This is a genomic window from Sinorhizobium kostiense (genome assembly GCF_017874595.1).
Lineage (GTDB): Bacteria > Pseudomonadota > Alphaproteobacteria > Rhizobiales > Rhizobiaceae > Sinorhizobium > Sinorhizobium kostiense.
In genome coordinates this window covers 1,165,723-1,181,232 of the sequence record NZ_JAGILA010000001.1, presented here as the reverse complement: position 1 = coordinate 1,181,232, position 15,510 = coordinate 1,165,723, and the positions used below count along the sequence as shown (strand labels likewise).

The window sequence follows — 15,510 nt, the reverse complement described above, 5'->3', positions numbered from 1 at the left end:
GAAGTGACGCAAACCACATGCGATCCGCGCCTACGCGCGATTGATCGTGGGCAGGTAGAGCTGCACTTCCCTCTGCATCTCGGGGCTCAGCGTCTCGACATAGCGCCTCCAGAACGCTTCGGCCTCGACCGGCTCCGGCTCCCAGTTGCGAATCGATGTCTGGTTATCGTCGATCACCACTCGGCGGTGCCCGCCGAGACGCAGATATTCATCCGCCAGCCTACGCGCGTGTGTCGGTTCCATGGCCGTCCTCCAGGTCTTAATCCCGGATTGCCCAGCTCGGCGCCTCCGTGTGCAGGGCCTTTCGGGGACATGTAACTCCAAACGTTATACCCGTACCGAGGTTCCGGTGCTTGGACTTGGCTCCGATAGCGCCGCGCGAGTCAGACGCACAAGGATTGCTGTGGCAGCTCGAAATGCTGAAATCGAGGTGAGGAAGCCATGCAGTAGCGGTCAGCGGCCCCGACGACGCAGAGTCACCCATCCGTCCTCGCCGAGCCGGGCCTCCACCTCGGTGTAATGCGGAAGCGTGACGTGCGTCGTATCGCCCGCCGCTCTATGCGCTCCGGTGATGACGACCACCTCCGCGCCAGCGGACCTGCCGGCGAGGATGCCCGCCGGAGCGTCTTCGAAAACGAGGCAATCCTCAGCCCGGACGCCGAGCCTCTCCGCAGCCAGGCGATAGCCCTCGGGATCTGGCTTGCCGATCGACACGTCCTCTCCGGTCACCATGTGGCGCGGAACCGGGATGCCGGCCGCCGCAAGGCGGCGCACCGCCAGCTCGAGCGGCGCCGAGGTGACTATCGTCCAGCGCTCCGGCGGCAGTGAACTCAGGAATACGCTGGCACCCGGAATTTCAACGATTCCTTCCACGTCCGCGACCTCCGCGGCCGCGAGTGCGCGCGCTTCATGCTCGGCGTCGACGGGCAAACCGAGCTTGCGAATCGTATCGACCGCACGAACGCCGTGCACCGACTGCAGCAGCCACACCGGATCGATCCCGTTGCGGACGGCCCAGGCACCCCAGACCCGCTCGACGACTGCCATGGAGTTCAGCAGGGTGCCATCCATATCGAACAGGAGCGCGGCGAAATCATTCGGGAAAATCGCTGAGGACGACAAAGTAGGCCCGGGCTCCTTTCGGTCGGAATGCCGGCAAAATTGACGGTCTAAGGCCAATAGGCATCTTGCTCGCCGGCGACAAGAAACTCGATCGGGCCGCCCGGCACATTGTCGTCGAAGACGGCGCAGGAGAGAACACCGCCGAAGACAGCGCCCGAGTCGACATTGGTCCTGTTGCCGACGGTCCTTGGGTTGGAGCGGCTCGGCGTGTGCCCGTGGCACAGATGCTTGCCCCAGTAATAGCCGGAATAGTTGGGCTCGGTGCGCATCCAAAGCAGGATCTCGTCCCCCTGTTCCTCCAAAGGGAGCGTCTCGTCGACACCCGCATGGGCGAAAATGCGATAGCTCTCCGTGATGATCGATGGCCGCTCAGCCATCCACACCAGGTGACTCAAGGGTATGGCTCCCCCATAGGATTCCAGGGTCTCGTAACCGCCGTTCGTCAGCCACAAACTCATTTCAGCGATGCCTTTGCGCGCGGCGACGAGCATTGCCTCGTGATTTCCCTTGAGCGTGATCCATTCCCATCCCGGCTTGGTCGGACCAGCCATGATCCTTTCGACGACGCCCCGGCTGTCGGGGCCGCGATCGACGAGGTCGCCGAGAAAGACTACCCTTCCTCCACCGGGCGCTGCGGACTCTATCGCCGCCAAGAGAGCCTCAAGCTGCTCCAGGCAGCCGTGAATGTCGCCGACTGCGAAAGTGAAATGCCGGCCATTCATTACTTTACTCCTATGGCCGCTCAATACGGTATTCTCCACCTGCAATTGACGAGGCGCCGCCCGACATCACTCGAATATCGCGCGTCAATACTTCAAAGGGAATTCCGCCGCATCGTTGCCGCGCGGAAATCGATGTCAGAACAAAATACAGAAACTCAAAGGGTTACGGCAATCCCAACATTTTGCCAGGTAACTGGCCGACACGGCACCCGGCACACCTCGGCAGGGGCCGGCCCCGCGAAACTCCGACCCGCTGAAATTGTAACGGCTCAACGCCGCGGCGTTCGCCTGGGGATCGTCGAACTGGTGATGGAGACGGGATCGCTCGCTGGAAACGTGTCCTCGAGCCCCTCCTCCAATTGTTCTTCCATCGCGTCCTGGTCATGGGCCTGGCGGGCGCTTGCGAGCGCCCCATCCGGCACCGAGGAAGATCGCCTCGTGCCGGTGATGCCGAGCGGAGCCTCATCCGCTTGAGCTGCGGCAGCAAGGATTTCCTTCGCCCGTGAAACGGCGTTCATCCTGTTGAGTGAACCCTCCGCGTCTTGCGGGCAGAGGATCGTCACGATCTCGCCGTTCTCGCCCACGAATTCGACGGTATATCCCGCTTTGCCGCCGCGCTCTGGATGGACCTGTATCTCAACGATCCGCATCGGTTCGCTCCCTTGAAGGGCAATGCCGCGCTTACGGAAAATGAACCGGAAAGGCCGCGGCTCCTGCGCTCAAGTCTAGCAGATTTGGCCGATTCCCGACAGCTTGCGCTCCAGCGCTCGACGGGATCGCGGCGGGTCCTTGGATTATCGTTCGGTTAGAGGGAACCCGCCGATGCCCCCGCGGCACCGTGTGACGCGTGATATCCCGATATGCCGTTCTTCCTCTCATTGGCCACGGGCCGCGTACAGGCGGCGAAGGCATCGAGGGAGCGGTCATAGACGCTCGTTCGCACGTCCATCATGCCGAGCACGGTGTGAAAGAGATTGTCGTGCGACTTCGGCTTATCGGCATCCCTGGCGAGACAAGCGGTATCGACCCCCATCGTCTCCTGGTAGGACTTGGAGAACCAGGCGACGAAGGGGACCTGCGTCTGCTCCTTGGGGGCGATCCCATAGGGCGCGCCGTGCAGATAGATGCCGTTCTCGCCCAGAGATTCTCCGTGGTCCGACATATAGATCATCGCCCCGGCAACATGGTCCTGATGCTTCTCGACGAGCCGTGCGACGCTCGCCAGGATATGGTCGGTGTAAAGGATGGTGTTGTCATAGGCGTTGACGATTTCATCCGTCGTGCAGCGCATCAGTTCCGGCGAGCGGCAGTCAGGCGTGAAGCGGCGGAAGGCCTCCGGATAGCGCAGATAGTAGGAGGGCCCGTGGCTGCCGAGTTGGTGCAGCACGATGACGCTGTTCGTCGTCACAGCGCCAAGTTTTCGATCCAGTTCGCCGAGCAGGATTTCGTCGAGGCATTCGCCGTTGTTGCAGAGCGGACTCCCCTTCTGGCGCGACATGCTGGCGTAGCTGATGAGGTTGGCGATGCCCTTGCTACCGGTGTTGTTGTCCCACCAGGTGACGGAAACGCCTGCATGTGTCAGGACGTTGACCAGATTCTCGGTGGAGCGCGCCTTCCAATCGCTGTACTGCTTGCGCCGATAAACGGAGAACATGCAGGGCAGCGAGACGGCGGTCGCGGTACCGCAGCTCGTCGTGTCACGATAATTGACCACGCCGAGCGCTTCCAGTTCCGGATTCGTCTCGCGCTTATAGCCGTTGAGCGAGAAATTCATCGCCCGAGCCGTCTCGCCCGCAACCACCACGACGACGACCGCCTTCCCGGCATCGGCAATGCGTGGCCCTTCCGTTGCGTCGGTCCCAAGCGGCTGTACCACCAGATTGCGCTCGCGGTAGGCGGAAAGGCCATAGCGCACCGCCGCCGAGATCGGTCCCGCCGGATTGAAGCGGGGCATCAAGTCCCTGTGCTCCCGCAGCGCATAGGCGATGGTGGCGAAATTGCCGTAGATGAGCAGCCCGCTCAGCACGAGTGATGGAGCGATGAAGAGGAAATTGACGCCGGCCTTGGCGAAGAATCTCCTATGAGTGATTTTGATCCAGCCGATCAGAAGCGTGGGAATGAGGGCATATAGCGCGAGATGAAGCGCAAGACTGCCGGTCAGCAGATGGCTCGCCTCCGCCCCGGTCGTCGCCGCAACATTGCCGATCATGTCCTTGTCGATTATGACGCCGAACCGATCGACGAAATACGAGCTGGAAGCCGAGACGAGAATAGAGAATATCAGGACCGGCTTCGTCACGTACTTCATCGAAAGTGCCGTGAGGGCTGAAAAGGTCGTGAGCCAGAGTGCCGCACCGAGCGCCAGTAACCCCGTCCACGCGCGATCGAAATAGATCACCGCATGGCTCCAGAAAGCCTTGTTTGTTGCTACCAGCAGATAAAGCGTCACAAGGGCGCTCAGCGCCACGCTTCCGATTTCGGGTGGGCGAATTCTGAAGGCAGCCAAAGCATCTTCTCCAATGGGAGCTCGTCGCTCATTAAGTCGCGGCGTCTCGGGGCGGCATCGACAGTGCGCGGATTGCAGCCGATCGCCGGCCGGTCTCGACACATCCGCCAGTAACGCGGGCTAACTGTCGAACTTCTGTCAGGGGTCGCCGCGGACGCGCGGGCGCCTCTGCTGGTGAAAGCCGCGGACGGTGTTTCGACAGCTTCGCGGCGGCACGGTCCTCTAGCCGTCGCGAAGGCGGCCTTTTCGTCAAAGGAACCGTTCATGAAATCGCTGTTGATCTATGCGCTGGCGGCGGCTGCTCTCCCTGGTTTTGCCAGGGCCGACAACGATGCATCCTGCACCAATGAGCCTAGATCAGCCTGGATGACACCGGAGCAAGCCGCCCTGAAGCTTCAGCAGGACGGCTATTTTGACAGGGCATCAAAACGGCAGGGAGCTGTTATGAGATCTACGCCTTCACGGCAAAGCACGAGCGCGCCGATGTCTACATGAATCCCGTCAACGCCGAAATCGTCAGGGCGAAGATAGAAGACTGATGCTCCTTGTTCCCTGAATGTTGCACTTCCGGAAAAACCTCATATGGTCCCGACCGTAAGAAGGTTTGCACTCAAGGAAGCGCATGCGCCTGCTGCTCGTTGAAGACAGTCGACGCCTCATCGAACTCGTGGGCGAGACCATACATGAGGCGGGCTGGCGACTCGATGCGGTTTCCAGCGTCCGCTCGGCAGAGGCCGCTATTGCCGAACGCGAGCACGATCTTGTGCTTCTCGACCTCGGATTGCCGGATGGTGACGGGCTCGATCTGTTGAGATGGATAAGGCAGGAGCATGCTGGCCTGCCTGTATTGATCATCACCGCCCGCGGATCGGTCGACGAGCGCGTTCAGGGATTGGACGCCGGCGCCGATGATTATCTGGTGAAGCCGTTCCATCATCGGGAACTGCTATCGCGATGCAGGGCCATGCTCAGACGCAACCCGCACGCAATCCAGCCTGTTCTCGAGGCCGGCGCCTTGCGCTTCGACCCGGCCACGGCGGAACTCCGTTGCGATGGCGTCGTCTTGCCGCTGCCACCGCGAGAACGGTCCTTGATCGAGATACTGATGCGTGAGGTCGGCCGCGTCGTTCCGAAGCGCCGACTTGAAATCGCGCTATCCGAATACGGGCAGGAACTCAGCGCCAATGCGCTGGAGCTCGCCGTTTCCCGCGTCCGCAAGCGGCTGCAGCCGCTCGACACGGGCGTGTCGATCGAAACCGTGCGCGGCATCGGCTATCTCCTGCGGACAGCCGCATGAAAAAGCGGAATCCCTCGCTGCTTGGCATCGTCGCGCTACGAATTTTCGCGTTTTCGCTGCTTGCGATGGTTCTGCAGATCGGCGTCGTCTTCGCCGATTATTGGTTCGACGATTACAAGCTCAGCATTCTGATGCTGCAGCAGGAGACGGAGACCCTTTCGCGGGCGATCACCAGGCACGAGGGACGCCTGACCTACACGCCGGACGAGGAGTTGCGGCAACGCTATCTCGACCATGACGGCAATGGAGCCGCGATTTATGTCCGGGTGCGCACCGCCTCGGGCTCGGTGCTCTTCTCCAACTGCACGACTGAGTGCGCCGAGCACTTCCTGCCCTTGAGCGTCGACGTACCGAGCTTCTGGAAACGCGTGATCGAGCCGGGAAAGCCCTTCAGCGTTGCCGGCGGCCAATCATTCGATCATGGCGGCGTCCCGGTTCTCGTCGAACTGGCGATCATCAATGATCCGAACGGTTTCATGTACAGTGCCCTGCTGCACGAGATGATCGATTCGATGATAGTGCCGATGACGCTCATGTTCTGTCTTGTCATCGGCGCAACCATCTGGTCGATCCGCAGCGCGTTGAAGCCGGTCGCCGCGACAGTCAGGGCCGCGGACGCCATCGACCCGCGCGACAGCGGCGCGCGCCTGCCTGTGACCCGCATGCCACAGGAAATCGAGCGGCTCGTGAGTGCCGTCAACCGGCTGCTCGCACGCCTTGGCGACCTCATCCAATCGCAAAAGGTCTTCTCCGCCTCGATAGCCCACGAAATTCGCACTCCGGTCGCGATCGCCAAGATGGAATTGAGCCGCATCGCAGATCCCCGTGCACGCAATGCCGAACGCGATCTCGATGCGCTCACCCATATCCTGGAGCAGTTGACCTCGCTCGCCCGCGCCGATGCGATCGACCCTTCCGCGTTTCAGCAGGCCAGTCTTTCCGGTCTCGGGGCCGAGATTGCGGAAGCAACGGCGCCTTTCGTCTTCGATCAGGGCAAGTCAATTGAGTTTATCGACCATGGCACCGCGCCGGTGACCATTATCCCCGGTCTGGTCGAAAACATGCTGAGGAACCTGATCGAGAACGCAGTGAAACATAATCCGCCGGGCACCGCAATCGTCGTCGCCTGCGGGCCTGGCCCGCAGGTCACCATCGAGGACAATGGCGGGGGCATCGTCGACCTGCCGGAGCACAGCGAGGAACTAGGCTACGTCAAGCGTTCCGGCCAGGTTGGGCTTGGCCTCAAGATCGTTCGCCGCATTGCCGAACTCCACGAGGCGAAAATCGCGATCGACACGGCGCGTCACCGCGGGACGAAAGTCACCATCAGTTTCGCGGCTCAGTAGTTCCGACCCCTATCACGGTGTGACATTTAATAGGCACGATGCATATTTTTTAACCTGCCGCGCTTTCTTGGACGCAGATTTCGTGCCCAATCTGCAATCGGATGCTATCAGCCTGTGCAGTTTCCGCCTCGCCCACCCAAAGCCCCGAGCATCCATGTCCAAGGCCACTCTCCTGTTTCGCCGCCTGGTTCCGTCTCTCGTGCCGGTCACTCACGTCGAGCGGCTTCGTTCGTCATGCGGCGCTCTGCTCGGGATCTTGTTGACGGGCTTCATCAGCACGATGGCAGTTGGCGACGATGCCAGTCTGCCGCTTCTGATCGCGCCGATGGGTGCCTCCGCCGTGTTGCTCTTCGCCGCGCCGTCGAGCCCGCTGGCGCAACCCTGGTCGATCCTCGGCGGCAACATCGTGTCTTCGGCAGTCGGGGTGACCTCTGCGCTTCTCATCCCCGATCCGGTCGTTGCCGCCGCCGTCGCCGTCGCGGTCGCGATCGGCGTGATGCTTCTTCTCGGCTGCCTGCACCCGCCAAGCGGCGCCGTCGCACTCACGGCCGTGCTGGGTGGTCCGGCCATTCGCGAAGCGGGCTACGCCTTCGTGCTCTCCCCCGTCGCCGTCAATTCGCTGCTCATTCTTACGGTCGCGCTTGTCTTCAACAACCTGACCGGCCGCCGCTATCCTCACCTGGCGCCCACCGCCAATCCGCACAAAACGCAGGATCCGCTTCCAAGCAGGCGCCTCGGCGTCGTGCCGGAGGATCTGCAGGCGGTGTTGGCGCAATATGGCGAGGTCGTCGACGTCAGCCCCGAAGATCTCGACAACTTCATCCATCAGGCACAGGTTCGCGCCTTTACGCGCCGGTCCGGCGAGATCACCTGCGGCGAGATCATGTCCCGCGACGTGGCTACCGTTGCGCCGGAAGCGCCGCTGCGCAAAGCGTGGCGCATGCTTGTCGATCACCGGATCAAGGCGCTTCCGGTCGTCACCGAAAAGGACGGCCTCGTCGGCATCATCACCCAGACCGACTTCATGAGGCACGCGACACTTACGCCGGACGGCAGGCTCCAGGTCGGTCTGCGCGAGCGGATCGGCAACATCATTGGCCTGCCGGTGAAGTCGCCTCGCCTCGTTTCCGAAATCATGACGCGGCGCGTCCAATCCGCCTTGCCGGAGACAATGATCGCCAAACTCGTTCCGCCGATGGCCGACATGGGGCTGCATCACATGCCCGTGGTGGACGCGGACAATCGCGTCGTCGGGATCGTCACCCAGTCCGATCTGATCGCCGCGCTCTTCCAGCGGCGGCTCGATACCGGTGAGAACTCCCGCGACGTCGCCTGAACAGCATCGACCTATTCGCCCGTAAGCAGCCTCTCACGAGGGCTCCGGATCGGCGCAATTGCGCTCTCAATCAAAATTCATTCGATTGACTTAGTCATGTGAGTGATGCATGATGAACGCCATGACAAAAACTGATCCCATTGCACAGCCCCGCGGTGACGCCACGCGCGACAAGCTTCTGAACGCCGCTATCGATGTCTTCGGGCGCTACGGCTTCGACGGGGCAACAACCCGAAAGCTCGCCGATGCGGCGGGCGTCAATCTGCAGGCGATCCCCTATTATTTCGGCGGCAAGGAAGGCCTCTTCATCGCCGCGGCCGAGCATCTCGCCTTGCTGATCGGCGGCCACGTCGCCGACCTTCGCACCACCCTTGCGCGCCGCTTTGACGAACTTGACCGGAAGGGCGAACAGATGGCCTCCGCAGAGGCGCGCGGCTTCCTCACGCAGATGGCCCAGCGGATGATCGTTCTCTTCGTCAGCGACCGATCCGAAAGCTGGGCGCGGTTCATCATTCGCGAGCAGATGGAGCCGACGGAAGCTTTTCGGCGGATCTACGGCCAGGTCATGCGGCCGATGATCGAGATGGCGCGTCGATTGATCGGCGCCATCCTGAACGATGATCCGGGGTCACAGCACATCAAGCTGAGGACGCTGTCCTTCGTCGGCAGCATCCTGGTATTCCGTACCGCGCATGCCGCCGTCTTTGCCCAGCTCGAATGGGAAAGCTCCGGACCGCGGGAACTCGAGATCCTGCAATCCCATGCGGCCGAGCTCGTCCACGTGCTCGGCGCGGAGAAGGATCGGCAGTCATGAGGAAAGCCGCCATCATAGTACTGCTCCTCCTCGCGGCAGTGCTCGCCGGAGGCTGGTGGTTCGACCTTCCGAGCCGCCTCGGCTGGGAGGAGACAAGCCGGAATACCGTGCTTTATGGCAATGTCGACATAAGGCAGGTGTCGCTCGGATTTCGGGTTAGCGGGCGCATCGCCGAACTCAGCGTCGACGAAGGCGATGCCGTAAAGGCCGGCGACCTGATGGCCCGGCTTGACCCGGACCCGTTCCAGCAGGCGCTGGACGCTGCGGAAGCGGAAGCGGATGCGCTGCGCGCGACGCTTGCCAAGCTGAAGGCGGGCGCCCGGAAGAGCGAAATCGCCCAAGCGCGGGCCACCCATGAGGAGCGGCTCGCCGAGCTTAGAAATGCCGAGCTAGCCTATGAGCGCGCCGAGCGGCTGCGCCCGGCCGGCACGATCTCGCAGGCAGAGCTGGACCAGGCCAGCGCAGCACGGGCGACGGCCACCGCCCGCGCCGCATCGGCGCGCGAGGCCGTCTCACTTTTGGAGGAGGGCAGTCGTGCCGAGGACATAGCTGCAGCGGAGGCGCAGGTCGATGCCGCGGCCGCCAGGGTGGCGAGCGCCCGTACTGCACTCGCGGACACGGAGCTTCGTTCCCCAAATGACGGCATCGTGTTGTCCCGTGTGCGCGAAGTGGGCGCAATCGTTTCCCCGTCGGACAGCATCTATGTTCTTTCACTGACGAAGCCAGTATGGGTCCGCGCCTATGTCGGCGAACCCGATCTCGGCCGCGTCCGTCCGGGAATGAAGGTCAAGGTAACGTCCGACACCAACCCGGCCCGCGGTTACGAGGCGACCGTCGGATTCATTTCGCCTGTCGCGGAGTTCACGCCAAAATCGGTGGAAACGCCGGAGCTCAGAACCGATCTCGTCTATCGGCTGCGGATCATCGTGGCCGATCCGGGCCTGGATCTGCGCCAGGGCATGCCGGTGACGGTGCACCTGCCGCCCGGGGAGGTATCGTGATGTCAGCCGCGGGCGTCGATAGTGCCCCCTTTGTCCGGTTGACAGCTGTCACCAAGCGGTTCGGTCGCGCACCGCCTGCACTTGACGGGATCGAAGGCATTGTGCGAGGCGGACGGATCACCGGGCTCGTCGGACCGGACGGCGCCGGGAAGACGACACTGATCCGGCTGATGACCGGGCTCATGCTTCCAGACGAGGGCACGGTCGAGGTGCTCGGCTACGACACCCGCCGGCAACCGGCCGCGATACAGGCCGCAGTCGGCTACATGCCGCAGCGCTTTGGCCTTTACGAAGATCTGTCGGTACAGGAAAACCTCGAACTCTATGCCGACCTGCGCGGATTGGCGAAAGGAGAGCGCGACCGAACCTTCGCTGAACTGCTCCAGTTTACCGATCTTGCCCGCTTCACGACGCGCCTCGCCGGCAAACTTTCCGGAGGCATGAAGCAGAAGCTCGGGCTCGCCTGCGCGCTCCTGCGCAAACCGCAATTGCTGCTCCTCGACGAGCCGGGCGTCGGCGTCGATCCGATTTCCAGGCGCGACCTTTGGCGGATGGTCGAGAATTTGACCGAGGAAGGCATCGGCGTCATCTGGTCGACTGCGTATCTCGAGGAAGCGGAGGCTTGCGATCACGTATTCCTGCTCAACCAGGGCAGGCTTCTGTTTTCCGGCCCGCCCCGAGAAATGACCGCCAGAGTGGAGGATCGTGTCTTTCGCCTCTCCGGCACCGACGGCCGCCGACGGCACCGGCTGGCACGCCTGCTCGAGCGCGAAGGCGTCGTCGATGGGGTGATCCAGGGCGAGGCCATCCGCCTCGTCATGAAGCCGGGCGTCACCCCTCCCCTCGGTGAGGACGAGAGTGTTGCCTCCAGCCGCACCGCCGCCACGCCGCCGCGCTTCGAGGACGCCTTCATCGACATGCTCGGCGGTGGCCCGGGCGGCCGTTCGAAACTGGCGGAGACACAGCGCTCCTTCGCCGTCGGGGATGGCAAGCCGGTCATTGAGGCGCGCGGGCTGACGAAGCGCTTCGGCGATTTCACCGCCGCCGCCGACATCACCTTCGATATCCCCCGCGGCGAGATTTTCGGCCTGCTTGGGCCCAACGGCGCCGGCAAGTCGACCACCTTCAAGATGCTGTGCGGCCTTCTGAAGCCGAGCGCCGGCGAGGGGCGCGTCGCCGGCTTCGATTTGCGCCGCGACGCGCCCGAGGCGCGCAACCGGCTCGGCTACATGGCCCAGAAATTCTCCCTCTATGGCGATTTGAGCGTCATCCAGAACCTGAATTTCTTTGCCGGGGTCTACGGGCTTTCTGGCATAACGAAACGCGAACGCATCGAGCTTATGAAGGAAATCTTCGATTTTCGACCAATCCTCGACTTGTCGGCAAAGGACCTGCCGCTCGGCCTCAAACAGCGGCTGGCACTTGCCTGTGCCGTGCTGCACGAGCCGGAGGTGCTCTTTCTCGACGAGCCGACCTCCGGCGTCGATCCGATTACCCGGCGGGAATTTTGGACCCATATCAACGGCCTCGTTGAAAAGGGCGTGACCGTGCTCGTCACCACCCATTTCATGGACGAGGCGGAATATTGCGACCGCATTTCGCTGATTTATCGCGGCCGGTCGATCGCTCTCGGCTCGCCCGACGAGATGAAGTCGCGCATTGTCCGCGAGGACCTTCCCGATCCGACGATGGAGGACGCCTTCATCGCCCTCATCGGGGCCTCTGAGGCGGAGGAGGCGGCATGAGAGCGAAGGCGTGGAGCGATCGGGGGCGCGTCGGCGGCAGGCGGCGCTTCGTCGCGCTCATGCGCAAGGAAAGCTATCAGATCCTGCGCGATCCGAGCAGCATCCTGATCGCCTTCGTCCTGCCCATGATCCTGCTGTTCCTCTTCGGTTACGGCGTTTCGCTCGATACCACCCGGACGCGGATCAGCCTCGTGGTCGAGGAGGAAACGCCGCTTACGCGCGACCTCGCGGCGAGTTTTACGGCGTCGCGCTATTTCGCCGTCACCCAGGGCCGCGATCGCCGCGAATTCGACGATGACCTCGCGCTTGGCCGAGTGCGCGGGATCGTGGTCGTTCCGGCAACCTTTGCCGCCGATCATGCGGCCGCACGCCACCCGGCGGTCCAGGTGATCGTCGACGGTTCCGAGCCGAATACGGCGAGTTTCGTCCAGAACTATGCGCAAGCCGCGGCTGCCAATTGGGAACGCCAGCGGTCGAGCGAGGGCAAGGCCAGGCCCCCGGCAATCGCCGTCGAGCAGCGCTTCTGGTTCAATCCGCAGCTGACGAGTCGCAATTTCCTTGTCCCGGGCTCGATCGCGATCGTCATGACGCTTGTCGGGACGCTGCTCACCTCCCTCGTCGTTGCCCGAGAATGGGAGCGCGGCACGATGGAGGCGATGATGGCGACCCCCGTGACGGCCGCGGAACTGCTCACCGGCAAACTTTTGCCCTATTTCATTCTCGGGCTGGCCTCGATGACGCTTTGCGTGCTGCTCGCGGTGTTCCTCTTCGGCGTCCCTTTCCGCGGATCGGTCACCGCTCTTTACGTGCTGTCAGCAAGCTTCCTGATGCCGGCGCTCGGACAAGGATTGCTGATTTCGGCTGCCACCAAGAACCAGTTCCTTGCCTCGCAGCTCGCTCTGATCTCCGGCTTCCTGCCTTCATTCCTGCTCTCCGGATTTCTCTTCGAGATCAATTCGATGCCCACCGTCATCCAATGGATCACCTACGTCGTGCCGGCGCGCTACCTCATTCCCAGCTTGCAGACGGTCTTCCTGGCCGGCGACATCTGGCCGATGTTCGGCCGCGCGATCGCGGTCATGCTTGCGATCGGCAGCATCTTCTTCCTGCTTGCGGCCCGCAGCACCCGAAAAAGGATCGGCTGAAATGTGGTGGGCGCGGCTGAAAGCGTTGATTGTGAAGGAGCTGCTGGCAGTGCTGCGCGATCCAAGGGCTCGGCTCATCCTCGTCGGCCCGCCGATAGTCCAGCTGCTTGTCTTCGCCTATGCCGCGACGCTCGAGGTGAAGAACGTCGATCTCATGGTGCTGAACCGCGACAGCGGTCACTGGGGTCGGGAGCTGGTGCAGCAGATCGGCGGCTCCCCCACGTTTCGCTCGATCAGCCTTGCGAACAGCCCCAACGACGTCCGCCTGGCGATCGACAGCCAGCGGGTACTGGCGGCGCTGGAGATCGGCCCCAGCTTCTCGCGCGACATCGAAGCTGGACGGCCGGCGGAAGTGCAGGTGATCCTCGATGGGCGGCGGTCCAATGCCTCGCAGATCGTCTCCGGCTATCTCAGCCGCATTATCGGCGCGCTTGCCGCCGAAACGCCGGCCGGAGAGCACGCGGCCCCCATGGCGGTCACCGTCGAGGCGCGCAACTGGTTCAATCCCAACCTCATCTACCAGTGGTTCATGGTGCCGAACCTCGTCGCCAGCATCGCACTGCTGATTGGACTGATTGTCACCGCCTTGTCCGTCGCCCGCGAACGGGAGCTCGGCACCTTCGATCAGCTGATCGTCTCGCCGCTGCGCACGCACGAGATTCTCCTCGGCAAGCTCATCCCGCCGATGATGATCGGGCTTTTCCACATCACGATCTATATTCTCGCCGCGGTCTTCGTCTTCGTCGTGCCGCTGCGTGGGTCCCTTTTCCTGCTCTACGGCAGCGCCATCTTCTACCTCGCCGCGGTCGTCGGCGTCGGCCTCTTCATCTCGGCGCTCTCTATGACCCAGCAGCAGGCTATCCTCGGGGCCTTCCTGTTCATGGTGCCGGCGATGCTGCTTTCCGGCTTCGCCACCCCGATCGAGAACATGCCGGCCTGGCTGCAGCCGGTAACGCTGGTCAACCCGCTGCGCTATTTCCTGGTGATCGTCAAAGGCGTGTTCCTCAAGGATCTGCCGGTTGCCGAGGTCGCGCGTCAGACCGTGCCGCTCTGTCTCATCGCCGTCGTCACGCTCTCGTCGGCCGCCTGGCTCTTCCGGCGACGGTTGGAGTGAGGATCAGACAACACGGATCGGGCCGGGGTAACGCCCTACGACCTCGTCCGAAGTGAGCAAACTCAACCCTTCGACAATCATCTGGGCTACAAGTATGCGATCGAAAGGATCCTTGTGGATCTGCGGCAGTTGGTCGATTGCGATCGCATGAGCGCCGGTTACTGCCAGTTCCTCATAGCCGTTATCGAGCAGGCCACGCCGCAGAATTCGCGGATCCACTTCAAAATCCGCCCGCCCGAGCCCCCGTTTAATGGCGACCTCCCACAGACTCGCCGCGCTGAAATAGAGTGCGTTCTCAGGGTCGTTGATCATCGCTCGCGCCTCGTCCGGCAAGCGGTTGGGATCACCGGCCGCCCAAAGAAGAATATGCGTGTCGAGAAGAATATTCATTCGCCGAACAGCTTCTCGATCTCATCGCTGCCCATCCGATCGAAATCCTCCGGAACCCTGATCTGGCCCGCGAGAAAGCCAAGGCGGCGCTTTTCGCCCTCTGGCGGTTGGTCGATCGGCACAACCTTCACCATGGGCTTTCCCGCCTTTGCAATGATGAAAGCCTCGCCGCGCGCAGCCTTCTCAACCAACCGCGACAAATGAGTCTTCGCCTCATGAATATTGATCGTTTCCACCGATGATCCTGACACAGGATAGACTAAGTTCAGTAAACTTAGTCTATCGTGCTCTCAAGTTCAAGCGGTGGTCAAGTGCCCGATCACTTCTCTACGAAGCGCCCGATCGCCGCGATTTCGTTCTGGCGGATGTCGTGACCGCCCGAATGCCACTCGAGCGCAACTACCGCCTTCTGTGATGTGAAATAGTCAGCGAGCGCTTGCGTCAGCGGCGCTGGGCAGATCGGGTCGCGCCCGCCGGCGGTGATCAATATCCTCCGGTCTGCAAGCTCCGGATTGGCTCTCGGCTTGAACGGGATCAGCGGATGCATCAGCACTGCCCTGCCGAACACACCCTCTTCGACCAGCACATTGGCGAGAATATTGGCTCCGTTCGAATAGCCGAGGCCGATGATCTCAGAGGCTCCATGCTCGGCCGCGAGCGCCTTGACAAAGCTCGCCATCTTCCGCGTGGCGCGGGCGAGGTCCGCCATGTCATAGACGCCCTCACCGGTACGCTTGAAGAACCTGGCGGCGCCATGTTCCGACACGTCGCCGCGCGGCGCGACGATGGTTGCATCAGGCAGCAACTCGGCCCCAAAGCCGAAGAACTGGTTCTCGTCGCCACCGGTGCCGTGCAGCACGACGAGAATCGGACTGCCGGGCTTGCCGGCCTTCAACTTGTGTACATAGCCGTGGTTGGCCATTGTCATCTCCTTACCGCTGCTCTTGCGACTGCCTCCCCGCGCGCGGACGA

The 15,510-nt window shown here is 62.5% G+C and carries 17 protein-coding genes; 9 read left to right on the top strand and 8 right to left on the bottom strand.

The genetic code is table 11. The features are described 5' to 3' along the window. Positions 1-30 precede the first annotated feature (30 nt). The 5 genes from J2Z31_RS05270 to J2Z31_RS05250 all read right to left on the bottom strand — a co-directional run bounded on the left by J2Z31_RS05270 (position 31) and on the right by J2Z31_RS05250 (position 4,350). Positions 31-243, bottom strand: a complete 213-nt coding sequence (locus J2Z31_RS05270) for a hypothetical protein (RefSeq protein WP_209600804.1) — start codon at positions 241-243, stop codon at positions 31-33. A gap of 210 nt (positions 244-453) precedes the next feature. Beyond that, positions 454-1,071, bottom strand: a complete 618-nt coding sequence (locus tag J2Z31_RS05265) for an HAD-IA family hydrolase (protein WP_209601075.1) — start codon at positions 1,069-1,071, stop codon at positions 454-456. Positions 1,072-1,169: 98 nt separating this feature from the next. Beyond that, positions 1,170-1,844, bottom strand: coding sequence for a metallophosphoesterase family protein (locus tag J2Z31_RS05260; protein WP_209600803.1), 675 nt, complete (start codon positions 1,842-1,844; stop codon positions 1,170-1,172). 269 nt (positions 1,845-2,113) lie between these two features. Beyond that, entirely contained in the window at positions 2,114-2,494 is a 381-nt protein-coding gene (locus J2Z31_RS05255; RefSeq protein WP_209600802.1) for a hypothetical protein, read from the bottom strand. A gap of 155 nt (positions 2,495-2,649) precedes the next feature. After that, positions 2,650-4,350 carry a phosphoethanolamine transferase gene (locus J2Z31_RS05250; RefSeq protein WP_209600801.1) on the bottom strand — a complete coding sequence of 567 codons (1,701 nt, stop codon included), beginning with the start codon at positions 4,348-4,350 and terminating at the stop codon, positions 2,650-2,652. 422 nt (positions 4,351-4,772) lie between these two features. Here J2Z31_RS05250 and J2Z31_RS29715 point away from each other — a divergent pair, with 422 nt between their 5' ends. The 9 genes from J2Z31_RS29715 to J2Z31_RS05205 all read left to right on the top strand — a co-directional run bounded on the left by J2Z31_RS29715 (position 4,773) and on the right by J2Z31_RS05205 (position 14,148). Then, the gene (locus J2Z31_RS29715) at positions 4,773-4,889 is read left to right on the top strand and encodes a PepSY domain-containing protein (RefSeq protein ID WP_328243214.1); all 117 of its coding nucleotides are present in this window, start codon (positions 4,773-4,775) and stop codon (positions 4,887-4,889) included. 83 nt (positions 4,890-4,972) lie between these two features. Continuing rightward, a complete protein-coding gene (locus J2Z31_RS05240; protein ID WP_209600800.1) occupies positions 4,973-5,647 on the top strand; it encodes a response regulator transcription factor in 675 nt (224 codons plus the stop codon). Then, positions 5,644-6,993, top strand: coding sequence for a sensor histidine kinase (locus J2Z31_RS05235; RefSeq protein ID WP_209600799.1), 1,350 nt, complete (start codon positions 5,644-5,646; stop codon positions 6,991-6,993). The genes J2Z31_RS05240 and J2Z31_RS05235 overlap by 4 nt, the downstream gene beginning before the upstream one ends. Before the next feature lie 154 nt (positions 6,994-7,147). Then, positions 7,148-8,329, top strand: a complete 1,182-nt coding sequence (locus J2Z31_RS05230) for an HPP family protein (protein WP_209600798.1) — start codon at positions 7,148-7,150, stop codon at positions 8,327-8,329. A 121-nt stretch (positions 8,330-8,450) separates the two neighbouring features. Then, positions 8,451-9,143: a CerR family C-terminal domain-containing protein gene (locus tag J2Z31_RS05225; RefSeq protein WP_234939253.1), complete on the top strand. Its 693-nt coding sequence runs from the start codon at positions 8,451-8,453 to the stop codon at positions 9,141-9,143. Next, the gene (gene hlyD, locus J2Z31_RS05220) at positions 9,140-10,144 is read left to right on the top strand and encodes a secretion protein HlyD (RefSeq protein ID WP_209600796.1); all 1,005 of its coding nucleotides are present in this window, start codon (positions 9,140-9,142) and stop codon (positions 10,142-10,144) included. Before J2Z31_RS05225 ends, hlyD begins: the two co-directional genes overlap by 4 nt. Continuing rightward, entirely contained in the window at positions 10,144-11,889 is a 1,746-nt protein-coding gene (locus J2Z31_RS05215) for an ATP-binding cassette domain-containing protein (RefSeq protein WP_209600795.1), read from the top strand. The genes hlyD and J2Z31_RS05215 overlap by 1 nt, the downstream gene beginning before the upstream one ends. After that, positions 11,886-13,034, top strand: coding sequence for an ABC transporter permease (locus J2Z31_RS05210; RefSeq protein ID WP_209600794.1), 1,149 nt, complete (start codon positions 11,886-11,888; stop codon positions 13,032-13,034). The genes J2Z31_RS05215 and J2Z31_RS05210 overlap by 4 nt, the downstream gene beginning before the upstream one ends. A 1-nt stretch (position 13,035) precedes the next feature. Next, positions 13,036-14,148, top strand: a complete 1,113-nt coding sequence (locus tag J2Z31_RS05205; RefSeq protein WP_209600793.1) for an ABC transporter permease — start codon at positions 13,036-13,038, stop codon at positions 14,146-14,148. A 3-nt stretch (positions 14,149-14,151) separates the two neighbouring features. Here J2Z31_RS05205 and J2Z31_RS05200 read toward each other — a convergent pair whose 3' ends face one another. From J2Z31_RS05200 to J2Z31_RS05190, 3 genes are all read right to left on the bottom strand, one after another. Beyond that, entirely contained in the window at positions 14,152-14,538 is a 387-nt protein-coding gene (locus J2Z31_RS05200; protein WP_209600792.1) for a type II toxin-antitoxin system VapC family toxin, read from the bottom strand. Then, entirely contained in the window at positions 14,535-14,774 is a 240-nt protein-coding gene (locus J2Z31_RS05195; RefSeq protein WP_209600791.1) for a type II toxin-antitoxin system Phd/YefM family antitoxin, read from the bottom strand. Before J2Z31_RS05195 ends, J2Z31_RS05200 begins: the two co-directional genes overlap by 4 nt. Positions 14,775-14,857: 83 nt before the next feature. Beyond that, entirely contained in the window at positions 14,858-15,460 is a 603-nt protein-coding gene (locus J2Z31_RS05190; RefSeq protein WP_209600790.1) for an alpha/beta hydrolase, read from the bottom strand. Positions 15,461-15,510: the final 50 nt, after the last annotated feature.

Bases quoted from the DNA above. Each gene is read 5' to 3' on its own strand.
- J2Z31_RS05260 (WP_209600803.1), bottom strand. From the start codon at position 1,844: ATGAATGGCCGGCATTTCACTTTCGCAGTCGGCGACATTCACGGCTGC.
- J2Z31_RS05270 (WP_209600804.1), bottom strand. From the start codon at position 243: ATGGAACCGACACACGCGCGTAGGCTGGCGGATGAATATCTGCGTCTC.
- J2Z31_RS05205 (WP_209600793.1), top strand. From the start codon at position 13,036: ATGTGGTGGGCGCGGCTGAAAGCGTTGATTGTGAAGGAGCTGCTGGCA.
- J2Z31_RS05200 (WP_209600792.1), bottom strand. From the start codon at position 14,538: ATGAATATTCTTCTCGACACGCATATTCTTCTTTGGGCGGCCGGTGAT.
- J2Z31_RS05190 (WP_209600790.1), bottom strand. From the start codon at position 15,460: ATGGCCAACCACGGCTATGTACACAAGTTGAAGGCCGGCAAGCCCGGC.
- J2Z31_RS05225 (WP_234939253.1), top strand. From the start codon at position 8,451: ATGACAAAAACTGATCCCATTGCACAGCCCCGCGGTGACGCCACGCGC.
- J2Z31_RS05230 (WP_209600798.1), top strand. From the start codon at position 7,148: ATGTCCAAGGCCACTCTCCTGTTTCGCCGCCTGGTTCCGTCTCTCGTG.
- hlyD (WP_209600796.1), top strand. From the start codon at position 9,140: ATGAGGAAAGCCGCCATCATAGTACTGCTCCTCCTCGCGGCAGTGCTC.
- J2Z31_RS05240 (WP_209600800.1), top strand. From the start codon at position 4,973: ATGCGCCTGCTGCTCGTTGAAGACAGTCGACGCCTCATCGAACTCGTG.
- J2Z31_RS05235 (WP_209600799.1), top strand. From the start codon at position 5,644: ATGAAAAAGCGGAATCCCTCGCTGCTTGGCATCGTCGCGCTACGAATT.
- J2Z31_RS05265 (WP_209601075.1), bottom strand. From the start codon at position 1,071: ATGGATGGCACCCTGCTGAACTCCATGGCAGTCGTCGAGCGGGTCTGG.
- J2Z31_RS05255 (WP_209600802.1), bottom strand. From the start codon at position 2,494: ATGCGGATCGTTGAGATACAGGTCCATCCAGAGCGCGGCGGCAAAGCG.
- J2Z31_RS05210 (WP_209600794.1), top strand. From the start codon at position 11,886: ATGAGAGCGAAGGCGTGGAGCGATCGGGGGCGCGTCGGCGGCAGGCGG.
- J2Z31_RS05215 (WP_209600795.1), top strand. From the start codon at position 10,144: ATGTCAGCCGCGGGCGTCGATAGTGCCCCCTTTGTCCGGTTGACAGCT.